Raw genomic sequence first — 17230 nt, 5'->3', positions numbered from 1 at the left:
TATGGTTTTTTAATCAAATTGGCGCGAATTTTGCTGTATCGGTTACAAGTCTGTAGCCGCATTATCGCGAATATAGGTAAAAACCCGGATGTGTATTAAATGTTAATAGATGAGACTATATAAACGTATCAAAAACACATCGGTTATGAGCCACCGGGAGTCCACAAAATGGGCGCGCATCACCCCAATAATGCTTGGCGCGATCAACCGATCCCGCACTTTGGTTTCCGGCGCTTTTGCTGGGGCCGTTCATGAGCCCGGGTGATGTCGTCCCGCTATCGTTCAACGGCGGTCTGGTCGCTCTGTCATTCCTGACGGCGGTGCTGGGTTCGTATGTCGCCTTGTTGGCGGCGGCCGGCATCCGCACTGAAACCCAAGACGGTGATATCCGCATCGGTTACATCATCATTGGTGCCGTGGCGATGGGTGGCGTCGGTATCTGGAGCATGCACTTCATTGGCATGCAAGCACAAAACCTGCCGTTCGACGTGGGTTATCAAGTCGGCCTGACCATACTCAGCTTCTTCGTCGCCGCGGGCTTTTCCGGTTGGGCATTCTGGTATGTCGGGCGCGCGAGCTTCACGTTCGGCCGTTGCGTCATGGGCGGGTTGGCAGCGGGGCTGGGCGTTGCCGCCATGCATTATCTGGGCATGGGCGCAATGCGCATGCCCGCCGTGTTGCTGTGGAATTTGCCCATTGTCGTTTTATCGGTGCTTATCGCCGTAATTGCCGCTTCGGCCGCTCTGTGGCTGGCCTTCAATACCCAGAATGAGTTTCAGCGCGGCGGCGCGGCCATTTTGATGGCGGTGGCCGTGTGCGGCATGCATTACACCGGCGCGGCGGCCGGCACTGTTATCTGCACCGCCCCTCGCGACAGTTCCAGCCTGCAAGTGGGCGGGGTCATGCTGCCCTACATCGCTTTCGTGCTGTCCGCGCTCATGTTGCTGATCATGCGTTGGCAATTGCAGCGGGCATCAAACCGATTCCGCGCGCGCATGGCGCAGCGGATCGACTCTTTCATTGAATCGGCGCCTGTGGCTGAACCAGGCAAGGCGCCCGGCTCCACGCTGGGGCCGGGTTAGCAGGGCCCGGTCTGCGAACGGATGCGGGGCATTCGCAAAGCAGAAATACCGGGAATAGGGGGTCGGCGCCGCATTGCGGATCGGCTCAATTATCAAGCGAGTGTTAGGAGCTCGAAATGAAAGCGAAACTTGCGCAGTTCTGGAACGACGAAGACGGCATCACCGCCCTGGAATACGGGCTGATCGCAGGTCTGGTGGCAGTGGCCCTGATCGCTGCCGTGGGCACTTTCACTGATGCCCTCGGCGACATGTTCACGGGGCTCGGCGGCAAGCTCGATACGGCCGGCGGCGCGGGCGGTTAATCGTCCTGCTGTGCTACGCGTACCGCGACGGCTCAATCAATGTGGCGAGTCATCGCGGTACGCGATCTGTATCAGTTGCTTGACCGGGGTATGTTCGTCTGGATGAGCACGCCTGCCGTTGAATCTGATTGATAAGAAGGTCCTGCCTTGTATCCAGGGGAAGTGCTGTGGCTGCTGGTGTTCGCATGCTGGAGTGGGGCGCTGATCTACAACGATCTGCGCTATCGCCGCGTACCCAACACGTTGATCGTGGGGGGATTCGCGGCGCAGCTGCTTTGGCTGGCCGCCGCCGCGTTCGTGCCCGGATGGTTGTTTCCCCCACGTTGGACGGGCTGGCTGATGACCTTGGCGGGCTTTCTGGCCGCCTTTCTGTTCCTGCCGCTTTGGGGCCGGCGCCTGATGAGCGCGGGCGATATCAAGGCCATTGCCATTCTGGGATTGTGGCTGGGCCTGGCGCCGCTGGTGCTGGTGCTGCTGCTGTCGAGCCTGCTGGCCGGCCTGCACAGCCTGGTGGTTGTTTTCCTGTCGCGCTACTGGGCGCTGACGCAACGCTGGCGCCAGGTTCCCTATGCGATGTATCTGGGCATCGCCGCGCTCAGCGTGGTGCTTATGCCATTGAGTTCGCCCTGGTATTCGTGGTGTTCTTTCTGGTGTTCTACGGCATCCTGACCTACGGGCTGGTGTTTCTTGCACAAAATTCGGTGACCTTGGCGGCGCAGGACGGCGCGCGCAAGGTTCTGCAATGGCAGGCCGGTTCGGCCTCGCTGGCAGCGCGCGCCAATGCCGGGCGTGACACTGCCTTGGACATCGCACAATGGATGTCCTCGATGTCGTCCGCGCCCATCAAGGTGGCGGTGTGCGGCAGCGGGGGCGCCTTGAGCAGCAGCGCCGGCGGCACCTGCAGCGGCCAACCTCTGGCGCCCGACCAGATTGAAGTGACGGTGTCTTACGCCTATGGCGCGAACCCCCTGATTCCGTCGTTCCCGCTGTTGCAGTTGGCCATGATGCCGGCTTCCAGCGTGTTGAGCGCGCGCGCCACGGTCCATCTGGGCAACACGGTTGGCGTGGGAGGTTGACATGACCCTGCCCATGCCTCTGCCCCGTCATCTTCGCCATTGCCCTCGCTTGATCCGCCAACGCGGTATTGCCGCGCTTGAGCTGTCGTTGACCTTGACCATGCTGCTGATCTTCATCTGCGCCGTGGTCGGCTACGGCGTGCTGTTCTGGATGCAGCAACAACTGGCCGCCGCCGCCGGCGAAGGCGCGCGCGCCGCCGTGCATGCACAGATCACCGGCAGCCCGAATGTGCAGGGCGCTGCCTGCGCGGCCGCCATGAGCGTCTTCTCCACGGGTTCGGCGGTTGCCTGCGCGACCACCAGCGCCCCATGCACGTGGACGGGATCCGGCGGCCAAGTGGCCAATTGCGCCACCGTCGCCATGACCTACAACACCCAGTCCTGGCCTTTGCTGGCCACCTTGCAGTCGTTCATCGTCCTGTTGCCCGGCACGAACAAGGACTGGGTTCCAAGCAGGTTGTCGTCGAAAGCCGTCGTACAGATATCGCAAGGGACACCATGAGCAGTCTTAGCAAGATCATCGCGGGCATGTTGTTGGTGGCGGGCCTGGTGCTGGCCTTCCTGGCCTGGCGCCTGGCGTCGCATCCCGGCGCGCCGCCGGCAAGCCCGGCGCCGGTGGCCTCGGCGCCCGCGCCCGCCGCGCCGCCGGTCAAGTTCTATTCCGTTGTGGTGGCCAAGGAAGCGATTCCCGCCGGCACCCGGATCGAAGCGGAAAAAATGCTGACGGTGGCGCAATGGCAGGTGTCGCTGTCCAACAGCTTCGACACCATGGCGCCCTTGGAAGGGGCGGTGACGCGCGTGGACGTCGCGGCGGGCGACCCCATCTTGCCCAGCCTCTTGGCGCAAGGCCTTGCCAGGCAACTCAAGCCCGGGGAGCGCGCCGTCGCCATCGCGGTCGATGAAGTGGTGGGTGGCGGCAACCGCATCGCGCCGGGCGATTTGGTGGACGTGTTCTTCATGGTGGAGAAAAGCCAGGAAATCTCGGGCGGCCAGGCCCGGTTGCTGCAGGCGCAATTGCGCGTGCTGGCGTACGGCAAGGCCTCGGTGGATGGCCCGGAAGAAAAATCGATGCTGCAGCAAGGCCCCAGCCAGCCGGCGCGCACGGCGGTGCTGGCGGTGCCCGTCGAGCATATCAACGAGCTGATCCTGGCAAGCCGCGCCGGCCGCCTGCAATTGGCCTTGCGCCCGGTAGGTGACGACGCGGTGCCCGACGAGACGCTGTTCGCCAAACGCGGCACGGTGTTGCCCACGCGCGCCGACCTGACGCCGGCGCAGCGCGAGGCCTTGCTGGCCGGCCCTAACCGCGCGTACGCGGGCGACAGCCTGCTGCAACTGGAAGGCAAGACGCCCGCGGCCCGGGCTCCCGTCAACCGCGTGGCGACGACGGGTGGCGGCGGTGGCGGCAGAACCATCGAAATCGTGCGGGGAGATAAATCCGAGCGCGTTCGCTATTGACCATCGCCGTGCGTGGCCTGGTGCCGCCTGCGGCTGGACCTTTCAAAATAACTAGATCCGGCACAATGAAGATATTTCAGCGCACCACTATGATCTGCGTCCTGTCGGCCGCAGCGGCGATGACATACGGTGTCGTCAGCCTGGCGCAGACCGCCGCGCCCGCGACGGGGGCAAATGCTCTTGTCCGTGATATCGCGGTGGCCGTCAAGGGCCAGCAATCCCTCATGCTGGATGGCGCCACGCCGCGCCGCATCGCCATTGGCGACCCCGAGGTTGCCGACGTGAAAATCCTGCCTGCCACGGGCAAGGGCGCGGGCTCGCTGCTGATCTACGGCAAGAAGGCGGGCACCACGCAGCTTCAGATATGGACCGGCAACAATGCCGCGCCGCAAGTCTGGAACGTGCGCGTGGCGTCTTCGGTGCAAGCGGCGCTGGCCAGCCGTGGCATCGACGGCGGCGTCAACGTCGACATCGCTGGCGACCGCGCCATCGTGTCCGGTTACTCCGAAACCCCGCTGGCGCAGATTGCCGCCGCAAAAGCGGCGGCCGCGGCCGTGGGCGACAAGAACGTGGTCGACGTGTCCACCGCCGGCACGGGCGGCGTGGTCCAGGTCGAGGTCAAGGTCGTGGAAGTGTCGCGTTCGGTGCTGAAGCAGGCTGGCATCAACTTCGCGGCCAGCGGGGGGCCGTGGGCGAGCACAAGCGCGCAGCCGCTCTCGAGCCAGTCGTCGTCGGTGGGCGGCTTTACCCCGGGCGGCGTCCTTGCCGCGGGTTTCTCGTTGTTCTACGACTCCAACAACTTTGCGGCGCGCCTGCGCCTCTTGCAAAGCAACGGCATGGCGCGCGTGCTGGCCGAGCCCACGCTGGTGGCGCTGACCGGCCAAAGCGCCAGCTTTCTGGCGGGCGGCGAATTGCCGATTCCGGAAGCCGGCGGCCTGGGCACCACCACGGTCACCTTCAAGCCATTCGGTATCGGCCTGACCGTGACGCCCACCGTGCTGTCGCGCGACCGCATTTCCTTGAAGGTGGCTCCCGAGGCCAGCGAGCTCGACTACACCAACGGCATTTCCATCAACACCGGTTCGGATAACGTGATGGTCATTCCGGCGCTGCGCACGCGCCGCGCGGACACCACCGTTGAATTGGGCGATGGCGAAAGCTTCGTGATCAGCGGGCTGGTGTCGCGGCAGACCAAGGCGATGGTCAACAAAGTGCCGATGCTGGGCGACCTGCCCATCATCGGCGCGTTCTTTCGCAGCGTCGATTACACGCAGGAAGACACCGAACTGGTGATCGTGGTGACGCCGCGACTGGTGCGCCCGATTGCGCGCGGCGTGACGCTGCCGCTGCCGGGCGGGCGGCAAGAAGTATCGGATTCGACTTTCAATGCCTGGGGCTATTACCTGATGGGCCCGGTGGGCGGGCAGCAAATGCCGGGCTTTTCACGGTGAGTAATATGAAGACACATGCCAGCGAGTGGGTTGGCCTGCAAAACGGAAGGCGGTTTCTGTTTTGCTCAAAAGGCGATGGGGTAGCCGCGCAGCTTGGACAAGCTTTGGGGGACATGGGCATGTTGACCCAGGAAACCCCGGGCATCGAAGAGCTGGCGCGGCGCTTGACCGAGATTGCACCGCAGGTGGTGTTCCTGGACTTCACGCTAAGCGAAGACGAACCGGGCAAGCTGTTCAAGTCCGCCGAGCTGGCACGTGTGTTGGCGCGCATTGCGCCGACCGTGCCGCGCGTGGCGGTGGGTTTGCTGAGCCAGCCTGAAGGCGCCATTGCCGCGCTGCGCGCCGGCGTCAGCGATTTCGTCGACCCCACGGTGGCTCCCGAAGAAGTGAAAGACGTTGTACTGCGCCTGTTGGAACTGCCGGCGGGCGGCGGCCGCATGGACGGATCGCGCCGCAGTGTGTTGCTGCTGGGCGCGCGCCCCGGCGTGGGCACCAGCACGCTGGCCGTGCATTTGGCCGGCATGGTGCAAGACCGCTTGAAGCAGATGCACGCCACGCGCAGCGCGGCCAATGGCGCCAAGCCCGCCAAACCTGCCGAGCAAACGGGCGCCATGCTGCCGCTGGCCAGCCGCGTGGCCTTGATGGACCTGGGCTGGCCCGTGGGCGATTGCCAGCTTTACCTGAATATCGGCAGTGACTTTGATTTTGCCGAAGCCGCGCGCAACCTGCGCCGACTGGATTCCACCTTGCTGGGCTCGGCGATGGCGCACACCGCCAACGGCCTGAGCGTGCTGGCATTGCCGCGCGACCTTGCCCAGATGCGCGACGTTTCGCAGTCCGACTCCCTGCTGGTGTTCGAGCGCATGCGCCAACACTTCGGCGTGGTTGTAGCGGATGCGGGCGGCTTCACGAACCCGGAGTTCGTGGCGGGCCTGGCCCGTTCGTCTCAACAGAACTGGATAGTGACCGACCAAAGCGTCGGGGCGTTGGTGTCGCTGGCCGGCCTGCTGCAAGAGCTTGAGCAACTGCACGTGGACCGCCGCAGCCTGGGGCTGATCGTCAACCGCTACGACGAACGCTACGGCATGACCGCGCAGCAGATCGCCGACCGCTTTCAGTTGGAGCTCGTGGGTACCTTGCCCGATCGCACGCTGGCCTTGATGGTCTGCACGAACCAGGGCCACCTGCTGCACGAAGAAGCCGAGCGCGACGTGTATGTGCGCGCGGTGCAGACGCTGGCGGAAAAACTCAGCGCGGAAGAGAACACTCCCGGCGGGCGGGCAAGCTGGCTGGCCACGTGGCTGCCCGGCGTGCACCGCCGCATGATCGTCGGTTAACGGCAAGATTCACGGGGCGGCGGCGGAATCCGACATGATCATGACAGCGACCATAGAATTCGGCGGTGACGGCGACAAGGGCTTTGCCTCGTCGAACCGGTTTCAGGAAGTCAAGACGGCGGCGTACGAGCACCTGCTTTCCCGTATCGAGGGGCTGGGCGCCGAGTTCGGTCGTTGGGCGCGTTCGGCGATTCAGGAATTTGTCGACATCGAAGTGGCCAGCTTCGTGCGCTTGCGCCGCGTGCCGATCAACGAAGGCGAAATGCGCCAGATTGCCGAGGCGCTGACCAAGGAACTGGCGGGACTGGGCCCGCTCGAAGACCTGCTGGCCGACCCGGCCGTTGAAGACATTCTGATCAACGGCTATGACAACGTGTTCGTGTCGCGGCGCGGGGTGCTGGCGCGCGAGACGCTGCGCTTCACTGACAACCAGCATGTGCTGCGCATCGTGCGCCGCATCCTGGCGCCCATCGGCCGGCGGCTGGACGAGTCCAGCCCCATGGTGGACGCGCGCCTGCCCGACGGCAGCCGCCTGAACGTGGTGATTGAACCGCTGGCCGTCGATGGCCCGATGGTGTCCATCCGCAAGTTCCGCCAAGACCCGCTCAAGCCCGCCGACCTGCTGACGCTGGGCACCTTTGACGAAGACATCTACCGGCTGCTGCACGAAGCGGTGAAGCACCGCTGCAACGTGCTGGTGTCGGGCGGCACCAGCTCGGGCAAGACCTCGCTCTTGAACGCGCTGGCGTTCTTCATTCCGGAGACCGAACGTGTGGTGACGGTGGAAGACACCGCCGAACTGTCGCTGAACCACCCGCACGTGGTGCGGCTGGAATCGCGCCAGGGCGGCTTTGACGGCAGCGGCGCGGTCAGCATTCGCGAACTGATCCGCAACAGCCTGCGGATGCGGCCCGATCGCGTGGTGGTGGGCGAAGTGCGCGGCGCCGAAGTCATGGACATGCTGCAAGCCATGAACACCGGCCACGAAGGCTCCATGGCCACCATCCACGCCAACTCACCGCGTGAATGCCTGTACCGCATTGAAATGCTGGCCGGCTTCGCGGGCTTTCAGGGCAGCGAAGACAGCCTGCGCCGCCAGATCGCCAGCGCCTTGGACTTCATTGTGCAGATCGGCCGCCTGTCCAACGGCAAGCGCCGCGTGCTGTCGGTGACCGAGGTCACCGGCATGGGCGACAACGTCATCTCGACGCAGGAACTGTATCGCCACGAAACCTTCACCACGCCCGAGGGCGAAGAGAAGGACCGCTGGAACTGGCTGGGCATCCATCCGCACACGCCCAAGCTGGCAAAGCTGCGCAACGACGCGCGCAACAACGACGCGCGCAACAACGACACGCCGCCTGGCGACAACGACGGCGGCGGCGGATTCTGGAGCCGGAGGCGCTGATGCAAGACGCTTTGATCCTGGGCGCGCTGGCGTTGGTGCTGGCTTCGGGCGCGGTACTGCTGTGGCGCCATGCCAATAGCGGCGCGCGCCGCGCGGCCAGCTCGGCGTTCCTGGACAACCAGCTCAAGCGGGGCCGCGAAGCGGCTGAAGCCGCGCCGTTCGCTGAAGGCGGGCGCGCGTTGCGCAGCGGGTTTTCCAGTTGGGACCGCCTGCTGCTGCTGGCGGGCGTGCGACAAAGCGTGGGGTTCTATCTGCGGATCACCGTTCCCGTGGTCGCGGGCGCGGTGCTGGCGTGGGTGTTCCTGGGACCCTTGTCCGGCGTGGTGTCTTTCATCATGCTTGCCGTTCTGACGTACTTCCTGCTCTGGCTGCGCGCCGACAAGCGCCGGCGTCGGATGATTGCGCAACTGCCTGCCTTCCTGGACAACATCGTGCGCTTGATCACCATCGGCAACAGCATGGGCGCGGCGTTCCAGACGGCGGCGGCCGCAACGGATCAGCCCCTGCTCGAAGTCGTGGAAACGGCGGCCAGCCTGAGCCGGTCGGCCAAGGAACTGGATGCGGCGCTGGTGCAGGTGTCGCGCATGTATGGCTTGAAAGAGTTGTACATGGTGGCTGCCGTGGTGTCGCTGGCGATGCGGTTCGGCGGCCGCAGCGACCAGGTGCTGGAACGCATGGCCGCCTTCATGCGTGACGTGGCCCAGGCCCGCAACGAATTGACGGCCAGCTCCGCCGAGGTGCGCTTGTCGGCATGGATCCTGGCCTTGCTGCCGGTGGGCATTGCCGGCTTCATCATGGTGGCGAACAACAAGCTCTTCATGGGGCTGTGGGAAGACCCGCTGGGCTTCAAGATGCTGCTGACCGCCGTGGTGTTGCAGATTGGCGGCTGCTATTGGCTGTATCGCATGGCCAAGTCAATTTAAGGGGCGGCGACGATGGAGATGCTGCAATCCTGGAATTCATCGACCGTGCTGGCGGCGGCATTGATGCTGGTGGCCGTGGCGCTGTTGGTGTTGGGCATCGGCATGGCGCGGCGCCTGCGCGGGCAGGACCGCAGCCGCCAGGTGATAGACCAGGCGCTGGCCACGCGCCAGAACCCCGGCGCGGCAGCGGCGGCGATGCCCGCGAACTCGGGAGAAGGGCGGTTTTCATCGGCCACCCGCGTTGCCGACGCCTTTGGCAAACGCCTGAGCGAAGGCCGTCTGGCCGACACGCTGATGGCCGCCGAGGACCGCAAGATGGTCGACATGGCGGGTTATGCAAATTCCGGCACCGCGCGGTCGCGCTTCGTGGCGGCGCGCTTCGGCCTGGCCATCGTGCTGCCCGTCGCGGCGGTGCTGCTCAACCAGCAGAAGCAATTGATCGACTCCCCGATGGGCGGCTTGGCCGCGGCGTTCTTCGGCTTCGCCATCGGCTACATGCTGCCCAAGTGGGTGGTCAGCCGGCGCTTGTCGCGCCGCAAGCGGATGGCCGGCGACGAGCTGCCGTTGTTGATCGACCTGCTGCGCTTGCTGCAAGGGGTGGGGCTGTCCATCGACCAAAGCATGCAGGTGCTGATCAAGGAATTCGCGCAAGTGCTGCCGGTGCTGTCGCATGAGCTGCGGCTGGCGTCTGAACTGCACGTGCGCGGCCGCAGCCGCGAGCAATCGCTGGCGCGGCTGGCCTCGGGCTTTGACAACGACGACCTGTCGGCCATCTGCCGCTTGATTGCGCAGGTGGACCAGCACGGCGGCGCGGTGCAAGAGCCCTTGAATCGGTTTGGGGAGCGCCTGCGCGACAAGCGCAGGTTGGAACTGAAGGAAAAGGTCGGCAAGACCACCGTCAAGATGACGGGGGTCATGATCGTGACCTTGCTGCCCGCGCTGTTGATCGTGACGGGCGGGGCGGGGTTTATCGCGGTATTGCGCGGCATGTCGCGCATGGGGGGGATGTAATGGCTGGCGTAATCAAGAGCAAGGCGCGCGTCTTGCGGTGGACCCTGGTGGCGGCGACGGTGACAGCCGGCGCGGGCTTGACGGGATGCAAGACCAATAGCGCGGAGTCGGCCTGGCAGCTTATCCAGCAGCAACAGCAGGAACAGGCGCTGGCGCGGCAGAAGGAAGAAGAGGCCGATGCCAAGGCGCGTCCCAAGGCGCCCGAGATGATGCTGTCGCTGATTTTGGAAGCACAACGCCAGGAGCGCTATTTCGCGTCCCTGGCGTATATCGACGCCTATCAGCAACAGTTCGGCAACGATGCACGGGTGGCGGTGCTGCGGGCGGAAGCCTTGCGCCAGACCGGGCAGACGGCGCTGAGCGAACAGGCGTATCGCGCGCTGCTTGGCACCGATCAGGCGGCAGACGGTTGGCACGGCCTGGGCTTGATCGCCGGCTCGCGCGGCCAGTTCGACCAGGCTGCCGACGACTTGGCGCGCGCGGCGAAGTTGTCGCCGATGGATCCGCGCATTCTGGGTGACCTGGGTTATGCCCGGCTGCGCGCGGGCGATGCAGCCGGCGCGCGCGTGCCCTTGGGGCAGGCGGCCGAGCTGGCGCCGGACAACGGCAAGGTGCTGGCCAATCTGGCGGTGCTGCTGCTGGTGGAGGGCGAGCCCGTGCGCGCGCAACGGCTGATGGACCAGGCCCAGTTGACCGAGGAGGCGCGCAGCCAGGTGCTGCGCATGGCCTCCGACATCCGCGCGCAGCGTCCGTCGGCGCCCGTGCCCGTGGCGGCGGCCGATACGTCGGCGACCCGTATGTCGGGCGGCGGCGGCATGATCATGCCGGTGATGAGTCCGTTGATGGAAGGCCTGGGCAATGGGCCCATCGTGCGCTAATCCGTATTGAGGAAGAGATCCATGTCTGACTCCCGCTATTCCGCTTCCCAAGTGCTGACCGCTGCGTTGATCACCACGCTGGTGGCCTTGGCGCCGTTGACCAGCCAGGCGCAATCGAACGCGCCGCTGACCGGCGGCATGACCAGCAGCCCGCCCGCTGCCGCGCCGGCCCAGGCCTTGCCGCAGGCGCAACTGCCCACCCGGCCCGTGGTGCAGCAGGTGCAGACGCCGATGCCGCAGCCCCAGCCAGCCACTGCTTCCACACAAGTCGTGCAGCCCACCTCGACCGCTACCCCGGCTGCCCAGCCCGCCGCCCCGGCCGAGGAAGCGTTTGGCGACGTCACGCGGGGCTTGTTGGCCGCGCAGGCGGACGGCCGCCGCGCCGGGAACATGCTGCCCGTGCTGGGGCCGGTGTCCACCGCCGCCTGGAACCGCTACCTGGAGAGCTTTTCGCATCCGATTCCGGAGTATCTGCAAAAGCGCGTGGAGACCAAGAACACGAACTAACCCCGGCGCCGACGCGCCCTCACCGCATTGCGATCCAGGATTGCCCGATCATGCCTGCCAGACCTCATCGTTGTGTGTCCTTGCCCCCCCAGCGCGGCAGCATGACCGTGGCCGTCGTGTTCGCGGTGCTGGTGGGCGTGGCGATGCTGGGTGTGGCGCAACTGGGCTACGGCTACTACATGAAGCGCGAAGTGCAAAAGTCCGCGGACCTGGCCGCGTTGTCCGCGGTGCAGGTGCTGGGCATGGGATCTCCGGCGGATTGCACGCGCGCCAGCGCGGCCGGCAAGACGTCTGCCTTGGCGAACCTGCCCAATATCTTTGACACCTTCGCGGCCGACGACATCACGGTGGAATGCAAGCTGTGGGATTCCACCCGCGCCGACGCCAGCGGCATGCATGTGTTCGACCCCACCGGCGCGCAGACACTCAACGCCGTGCGCCTGACCATCCGCAAGGAACTGGCCAGTCTGTTCGGCACCTTGGGGTTGAGCACGACGGTATCGGTCAACGCCGTGGCCACCAATACGCAGCCCGTGGCGGCATTCACCGTGGGTTCGCGCTTGCTGCGCCTGGAACGCGGCGGGCTGCTGTCGCAATTGCTGTCGACCGTGGGCGCCTCGCCCGCGCAGTTGGACGTGCTGGACGCGGCCGGCCTGGCCAGCGTCAACATCACCCCATCCGGCCTGTTGCAGGCGCTGGGCTTGCCGCTGTCGGTGGCCACGGGCGTGGGCACGCCGGCGGAATTGGCGGCGCTCGACAACCTGACCCTTGGCCAGTTGCTGCAAGCCACGCTGACGGTCGTCAACCAAAGCGGCACGGCAGCCGCCGACATCGGCCTGATCAGCAATGCCATCAACACGGTGCTGGCGGTAATGCCGCTGAACCTGCCCGTGAAGCTGTTTGGCGATGGCGGCGTGCTGGATCTGTCGGTGGTGGGGGGCGACGCCACGGGCGCCCTGGCGGCGAACGTGAATGCGCTGAACCTGTTGGAAACCGCGCTGGTCGTGGCCAACGGGCAGAACCTGATCAACCTGGGCTTGAGCGTGCCGCTGCTGGGCGTGGACGCCCGGGTGCGGGTCGTGGAACCGCCCACGCTGGCCATCGGCGGCATCGGCACCCAGGCCACCAGCGCGGGCATACGCGTCTACCTGCGCTTGAACACCAGCAACATCCCGCTGGTGGGGCCCTTGCTGGCAAACACCCTGGGCACGCGGGTTGACCTGCCCATCATCATCGATGTGGCGCAATCCACGGGCACGCTGACCAACCTGTGCCAGGCGCCGCTGACCGAGCACCAGGCCACCATCGACGTGACCGCGGCGGCGGCCAGCATCTGCCTGGGGCGCTTTCCCGGCATGACATCCAGCACCGACCAGACCGCCGCGAATTTCGTGTCGCTGACCAATAGCTGCCAGCCCAGCTCGTTCGGCGCCATCCAGCGCCATCAGGTGTTGAACGTGCTGGGCATTCTGCCCCTGACCGCCAAGGTCACCCTGCCGATCTTCAATTCCACGACACCGGTGTCGGTCACGCTGACGGAACCGCCGGGCGCGCCATCCACCCAGACGGTGAACGCCACGTCCATCGACCTGGGCGGCTTGGCCTCGAATCTGGCGGACGCCGTGGTGGGCGGCATCCTGGGCGATCTGGTCAATTCCGGGACGCCGTTGACGGCCGCGGAGCGCACGGCGCTTGCCACCAATCTGGTGGGCGGCGGCGGCAGCAATGCCGGCAAGTCCATCACGCAGGTATTCAATGACATGCAGTGGTCCGCGACCGCGCTGAACCAGTTGGGCAACCGGTTGTCCACGGGCGGCTTGACGGGCGTGCTGGGCGGCACGCTGCAATTGGTGGGCAATATCCTGACGTCGCTGCTGGTGGCGCCCGTCAATGACTTGGTCTGCACGCTGGCGATCACGCCCAGCGCCATCCGGCAGTGCCGCATCAATTCGGTTGCGGCGCTGGCGCTGGACGGCAGTTCGCAAGTGGGCGGGGTGCTGTCCATCGTGGTGAACCTGTTGCAGCCCGTGCTGGCGCCCCTGTCGGCCGTGCTACAGCAATTGCTGGACACGCTGGGCGTCAGCGTGGGCCAGACCGACGTATCGCTGCTGTCGGTGGATTGCGGGCAACCCCGCCTGGTGTACTGATGAGGATGCTTTTGGACTACGCCCTTTCTTTGTCGGCATGGTGTCTGCGATGACCCAAAAATTTGCCCGCGACGAGTTCGACGTGTATGTCTGGGAAGGCACGTCCGACATTGCCGGCCGCGCGGAACGCTGCCTGGCCGGCATGGACGTCATGCTGGTGCGCGCGGACGCCGGCACCGCTTTCCCGCCGCCACGCGACCCGACGCGCCCCGCCGTGGCCCTGGTATCGGTGTCGGTCATGGGCGACAACCGCTTCAGCGGCTACGACTGGCTATCGGCCCAAGCCATGCCGGTGATATGGGTGTCGGCCGAGGCGCGGGGACGCGATTCGCGCTATTACCCGCCTGAATATTCCTACACGTTGCCGCTGTCCTTCACCACGGCCGACTTGCGCAAGCTGCTGTATGAACTGTTGGGCACGCTGGACCGGTTCAACCGGTCCGCGCCCAAGCGCGAACAGCCGCTGATTGCCGTTTCCGAGCCCATGCGGGCGCTGCTGGCCGAGGCCGAGATGTTTGCCGATTGCCGCAGCAACGCGCTGATCCACGGTGAAACCGGCGTGGGCAAGGAACGCATTGCGCGCCTGCTGCATGACCGTGCCGCCTGGTCCGACGGCCCCTTCGTGGCCGTCAACTGCGGCGCCATTCCGGAAGGGCTGTTTGAAGCGCATTTCTTCGGCCATGCCAAGGGCGCCTTCACCGGCGCGGTCGGCGCGCACAAGGGCTATTTTGAACAAGCCAACGGCGGCACGCTGTTCCTGGACGAAATCGGCGACCTGCCGCTGTATCAGCAGGTCAAGCTGCTGCGCGTGCTGGAGCAAAGCGCCGTGACGCGGCTGGGCTCGACGGTAGAGATTCCGGTGGATTTCCGGCTGGTCGCGGCCACCAATAAAGACCTGCGCGTGCTGGTGGGCCAGGACGAATTCCGCGCGGATCTCTATTACCGCCTGGCGGTGATTGAACTGCGTATTCCCAACCTGGAGCAACGCGGCGGCGAAGAAAAGATCGCGATTTTCCGCGCCTTGCTCGAACGCCTGGGCGGCGAGGGCGAGCCGCCGGACTGGCTGCTGGAGCGCGTGGCGCGCACTCAGTACGCGGGCAATGTGCGCGAACTGTCCAACGTGGCCGAGCGCGTGGCCATCATGCGGCGGCAATTCCAGGGGTGGGACCAGGCCCGCATCGAGCGCATCTTTGATCAGATCGCCGAACCGCTGCGCGCCGCCGGCGCCCTGGGCGGCACCAGCGCCATGTGCGAGCCGCCGGTATTCACCGATGCCGAACGCGCCGAGCGCGCCCGCATCCTGGCCGCGCTGGACGTCAATGGCTGGCGCCGCCAGGACACTGCCAACACGCTGGGCATCAGCCGCAAAGTGCTATGGGAAAAGATGCGAAAACTGCATCTGGGTGGCGGCCAGGGTGAAACGGCGGAAGGGGTCGTCGAGGCATCTTGATTGCTGCAATAGGGGAAGGCCCTTAGGGGGCGACAACTCGCCAGCGGCTAATGTAAGCGGATCAGCCGTGAGCGAAATAAATTGCTATAGTTCCGCAACGATTTTTTTGGGGAAGGCATGAACGTCCAATTTATCCGTGCCGCCACACGCATGGCGCTGTTAGGCACGGTGATGTCCGGCTTGGCGGCGTGCGCCAGCGCGCAGCCCGAAGCGCCGCGGCCCACGGTCAAGCAGGTCGAAGACCCGCAGGCCGCTGCCGCTGCCACGCCGGTGACCCCGCCGGCCGCACCTGCTGCACCTGCTGCACCCGCTCGGCCGGCCTCGACGGTGGCCGAATTGCAAGACCTGATCCAAAGCCGCCAGGTGTCGGAACTGCGCACTGCCTATAACGGTACGTATGGCGCCAGCCTGCTGTTCAAGCCCGAGGACCTGACCTATTACGTGGCCTTGTTCCAGCAGAAGGATTTTTGGCGCGTGCTGAAGACGGTGTCTGAAAAGCAGGCCGAATCCACCTACCGCGCGTTTGCCGCGCAGTCGGCGGAACTGGCCGAAGTCGACATCAAGCGCATCAAGCTGCAAGCCGAATACGCGCATGCTGAAAAGCTTCTGGCCAGCCGCAGCGCCCAGCTCAGCACGCTGCAGGCAGATCGCACCTTGCGCATGCAGCAGGAACAGCAAGTGGCGGCGCGCCAGGAACAGTCGCGTCAGGAAGCCACGGCGTTGGCGGACCAGCAAAAGGACGTGCGCGAGCAACTGCGTGATTTGCAGCGCCAGATTGATTCGCTGCAAGCCCAGCAAGCCCAGATCAATGCAGGCCCGGGCGCCAAGCGCGGCAAGTAAGTGTTGTTCATTACGCCGTGCCAAGACGGGCCTGCGGGCCCGTTTTTTCTTGGGGCGCGGCGCCTTGTCCCTGCGCTTTCAAGGGGATAGCACGCGCGGCGGGCGGATTCTTGTATTCTGACCGCTGGCCCCCATATATCGACCATGGCTCTTAAAGTTTTCGACCTTCAGTGCGAGCACAGCCACATTTTTGAAGGCTGGTTCGGTTCGCACGACGACTATGACGCGCAACAGGCGCGTGGTTTGGTCACGTGCCCCGTTTGTGGCTCGGCCAGCATCACCAAGCGGCTGTCGGCGCCGCGCTTGAACGTGTCGCACCTGCATGCGCCGGCCCAGCCGCCCGCCGTGCCGGCCGGCGCGTCCGACGCTGAGAAGATGGCGGCCGTGCAGGCTGTGGTCATGAAGCAGGTGCGGGCGCTGTTGCGCAACACCGAAAACGTTGGCCCGCGCTTTGCGGAAGAAGCCCGCCGTATCCACGACGGCGACGCCGATGAACGCCCCATCCGTGGCACCGCAACGCCCGAAGAACGCGAGGCCCTGGCCGAGGACGGCATCGAAGTCATGGCCGTGCCAGACTTCCTGGACGACGAACGCTTGCAGTAGGTACCTAATACGCAATTGGCGCGCGCTGCCATTCCCGGATAGCGCGCCCATGAAAAAAGCCAGGCCCTGTTGTCAGGGGCCTGGCTTTTTCGTACCTGCTGCCGGATCTTATTGAACGCGGCTGCGGTATTCGTTCGTGCGGGTGTCGATTTCGATCTTGTCGCCAATGGCGCAGAACAGCGGCACGTTCAGTTCGTAGCCGGTGTTGATCTTGGCGGGCTTGGTGACCTTGCCCGACGTATCGCCACGCACGGCGGGTTCGGTGTAGGTGATTTCGCGAACGATCGTCGTGGGCAGTTCCACCGAAATGGCGCGGCCGTCGTAGAAGACCACTTCCACGGGCATCGCTTCTTCCAGGTAGTTCAGGGCGTCGCCCATGCTTTCCGCTTCGATTTCGTACTGGTTGTACTCTTCGTCCATGAAGACGTACATCGGGTCGCCGAAGTAGGAGTAGGTGCACTCCTTGCGATCCAGTTGAACGACTTCGAACTTTTCGTCGGCCTTGTAGACCGATTCGCTGGCCGAGGCGGTCAGCAGGTTCTTGAACTTCAGCTTCACAACAGCAGCGTTACGGCCAGACTTGTTGTATTCGGCTTTCTGGACCACGAGGGGATCCTTGCCGACCATGACCACGTTGCCGACTCGCAATTCCTGAGCGGTTTTCATCGATAAAACTCCGGGGGGTAGGGTGCACTCGCCGTGCTTGCAAAAAGCCGCTGTACGCTTAATTTCGTACTGCTTTGCGTACTTGCTTTGCGTA

Annotated in this window: 18 protein-coding genes; 17 read left to right on the top strand and 1 reads right to left on the bottom strand. The window is 65.0% G+C overall.

All coding sequences use genetic code 11. The features are described 5' to 3' along the window. Positions 1–251: 251 nt before the first annotated feature. The 17 genes from CVS48_RS23635 (at position 252) to CVS48_RS23555 (ending at position 16470) form a co-directional block, all read left to right on the top strand. Positions 252–1082: an MHYT domain-containing protein gene (locus CVS48_RS23635; protein ID WP_100856568.1), complete on the top strand. Its 831-nt coding sequence runs from the start codon at positions 252–254 to the stop codon at positions 1080–1082. A 116-nt stretch (positions 1083–1198) separates the two neighbouring features. Then, positions 1199–1384 carry a Flp family type IVb pilin gene (locus tag CVS48_RS23630; protein ID WP_100856567.1) on the top strand — a complete coding sequence of 62 codons (186 nt, stop codon included), beginning with the start codon at positions 1199–1201 and terminating at the stop codon, positions 1382–1384. Positions 1385–1531: 147 nt separating this feature from the next. Further along, positions 1532–2053 (top strand): prepilin peptidase, encoded by a 522-nt coding sequence (locus CVS48_RS23625; protein ID WP_242001178.1) that lies wholly within the window; start codon positions 1532–1534, stop codon positions 2051–2053. Beyond that, positions 2023–2460 (top strand): TadE family protein, encoded by a 438-nt coding sequence (locus CVS48_RS23620; protein ID WP_404976237.1) that lies wholly within the window; start codon positions 2023–2025, stop codon positions 2458–2460. The genes CVS48_RS23625 and CVS48_RS23620 overlap by 31 nt, the downstream gene beginning before the upstream one ends. A 13-nt stretch (positions 2461–2473) precedes the next feature. Next, on the top strand, positions 2474–2962 hold the full coding sequence (locus CVS48_RS23615; protein WP_100857828.1) for a TadE/TadG family type IV pilus assembly protein: 489 nt from the start codon (positions 2474–2476) through the stop codon (positions 2960–2962). Continuing rightward, on the top strand, positions 2959–3915 hold the full coding sequence (gene cpaB, locus CVS48_RS23610; protein WP_100856566.1) for a Flp pilus assembly protein CpaB: 957 nt from the start codon (positions 2959–2961) through the stop codon (positions 3913–3915). Before CVS48_RS23615 ends, cpaB begins: the two co-directional genes overlap by 4 nt. 119 nt (positions 3916–4034) lie before the next feature. Then, the gene (locus CVS48_RS23605; RefSeq protein WP_242001180.1) at positions 4035–5366 is read left to right on the top strand and encodes a type II and III secretion system protein family protein; all 1332 of its coding nucleotides are present in this window, start codon (positions 4035–4037) and stop codon (positions 5364–5366) included. Beyond that, a complete protein-coding gene (locus tag CVS48_RS23600) occupies positions 5363–6703 on the top strand; it encodes a response regulator/pilus assembly protein (protein WP_167401048.1) in 1341 nt (446 codons plus the stop codon). Before CVS48_RS23605 ends, CVS48_RS23600 begins: the two co-directional genes overlap by 4 nt. Before the next feature lie 34 nt (positions 6704–6737). Next, positions 6738–8111, top strand: coding sequence for a TadA family conjugal transfer-associated ATPase (locus tag CVS48_RS23595; RefSeq protein ID WP_100856563.1), 1374 nt, complete (start codon positions 6738–6740; stop codon positions 8109–8111). Then, positions 8111–9034, top strand: coding sequence for a type II secretion system F family protein (locus CVS48_RS23590; RefSeq protein ID WP_100856562.1), 924 nt, complete (start codon positions 8111–8113; stop codon positions 9032–9034). Before CVS48_RS23595 ends, CVS48_RS23590 begins: the two co-directional genes overlap by 1 nt. 12 nt (positions 9035–9046) lie before the next feature. Further along, positions 9047–10045, top strand: coding sequence for a type II secretion system F family protein (locus CVS48_RS23585; protein WP_100856561.1), 999 nt, complete (start codon positions 9047–9049; stop codon positions 10043–10045). Next, positions 10045–10923: a tetratricopeptide repeat protein gene (locus CVS48_RS23580; protein ID WP_100856560.1), complete on the top strand. Its 879-nt coding sequence runs from the start codon at positions 10045–10047 to the stop codon at positions 10921–10923. Before CVS48_RS23585 ends, CVS48_RS23580 begins: the two co-directional genes overlap by 1 nt. 21 nt (positions 10924–10944) lie before the next feature. Then, a complete protein-coding gene (locus tag CVS48_RS23575; RefSeq protein WP_100856559.1) occupies positions 10945–11430 on the top strand; it encodes a DUF3613 domain-containing protein in 486 nt (161 codons plus the stop codon). Positions 11431–11480: 50 nt separating this feature from the next. Beyond that, the gene (locus CVS48_RS23570; RefSeq protein WP_100856558.1) at positions 11481–13577 is read left to right on the top strand and encodes a TadG family pilus assembly protein; all 2097 of its coding nucleotides are present in this window, start codon (positions 11481–11483) and stop codon (positions 13575–13577) included. 49 nt (positions 13578–13626) lie between these two features. After that, positions 13627–15027: a sigma 54-interacting transcriptional regulator gene (locus CVS48_RS23565; protein WP_100857827.1), complete on the top strand. Its 1401-nt coding sequence runs from the start codon at positions 13627–13629 to the stop codon at positions 15025–15027. Between the two features lie 117 nt (positions 15028–15144). Next, positions 15145–15867 carry a DUF2968 domain-containing protein gene (locus CVS48_RS23560; RefSeq protein WP_100856557.1) on the top strand — a complete coding sequence of 241 codons (723 nt, stop codon included), beginning with the start codon at positions 15145–15147 and terminating at the stop codon, positions 15865–15867. A 144-nt stretch (positions 15868–16011) separates the two neighbouring features. After that, positions 16012–16470 (top strand): DUF1178 family protein, encoded by a 459-nt coding sequence (locus CVS48_RS23555; protein WP_100856556.1) that lies wholly within the window; start codon positions 16012–16014, stop codon positions 16468–16470. Positions 16471–16578: 108 nt separating this feature from the next. On the opposite strand, the gene efp is transcribed toward CVS48_RS23555, so the two are convergent. Continuing rightward, on the bottom strand, positions 16579–17136 hold the full coding sequence (gene efp, locus CVS48_RS23550) for an elongation factor P (protein WP_046804079.1): 558 nt from the start codon (positions 17134–17136) through the stop codon (positions 16579–16581). Positions 17137–17230 lie beyond the last annotated feature (94 nt).

The organism is Achromobacter spanius, assembly GCF_002812705.1.
GTDB lineage: Bacteria > Pseudomonadota > Gammaproteobacteria > Burkholderiales > Burkholderiaceae_B > Achromobacter > Achromobacter spanius.
Note: the sequence above shows the minus strand (reverse complement) of the source record. Positions and strands in the feature narration are given on the sequence as shown.

Coding starts and splice junctions, on each gene's coding strand:
- CVS48_RS23635 (WP_100856568.1), top strand. CDS start 252: ATGAGCCCGGGTGATGTCGTCCCGCTATCGTTCAACGGCGGTCTGGTC.
- CVS48_RS23630 (WP_100856567.1), top strand. CDS start 1,199: ATGAAAGCGAAACTTGCGCAGTTCTGGAACGACGAAGACGGCATCACC.
- CVS48_RS23615 (WP_100857828.1), top strand. CDS start 2,474: ATGCCTCTGCCCCGTCATCTTCGCCATTGCCCTCGCTTGATCCGCCAA.
- cpaB (WP_100856566.1), top strand. CDS start 2,959: ATGAGCAGTCTTAGCAAGATCATCGCGGGCATGTTGTTGGTGGCGGGC.
- CVS48_RS23605 (WP_242001180.1), top strand. CDS start 4,035: ATGACATACGGTGTCGTCAGCCTGGCGCAGACCGCCGCGCCCGCGACG.
- CVS48_RS23595 (WP_100856563.1), top strand. CDS start 6,738: ATGATCATGACAGCGACCATAGAATTCGGCGGTGACGGCGACAAGGGC.
- CVS48_RS23590 (WP_100856562.1), top strand. CDS start 8,111: ATGCAAGACGCTTTGATCCTGGGCGCGCTGGCGTTGGTGCTGGCTTCG.
- CVS48_RS23585 (WP_100856561.1), top strand. CDS start 9,047: ATGGAGATGCTGCAATCCTGGAATTCATCGACCGTGCTGGCGGCGGCA.
- CVS48_RS23580 (WP_100856560.1), top strand. CDS start 10,045: ATGGCTGGCGTAATCAAGAGCAAGGCGCGCGTCTTGCGGTGGACCCTG.
- CVS48_RS23575 (WP_100856559.1), top strand. CDS start 10,945: ATGTCTGACTCCCGCTATTCCGCTTCCCAAGTGCTGACCGCTGCGTTG.
- CVS48_RS23570 (WP_100856558.1), top strand. CDS start 11,481: ATGCCTGCCAGACCTCATCGTTGTGTGTCCTTGCCCCCCCAGCGCGGC.
- CVS48_RS23565 (WP_100857827.1), top strand. CDS start 13,627: ATGACCCAAAAATTTGCCCGCGACGAGTTCGACGTGTATGTCTGGGAA.
- CVS48_RS23560 (WP_100856557.1), top strand. CDS start 15,145: ATGAACGTCCAATTTATCCGTGCCGCCACACGCATGGCGCTGTTAGGC.
- CVS48_RS23555 (WP_100856556.1), top strand. CDS start 16,012: ATGGCTCTTAAAGTTTTCGACCTTCAGTGCGAGCACAGCCACATTTTT.
- efp (WP_046804079.1), bottom strand. CDS start 17,136: ATGAAAACCGCTCAGGAATTGCGAGTCGGCAACGTGGTCATGGTCGGC.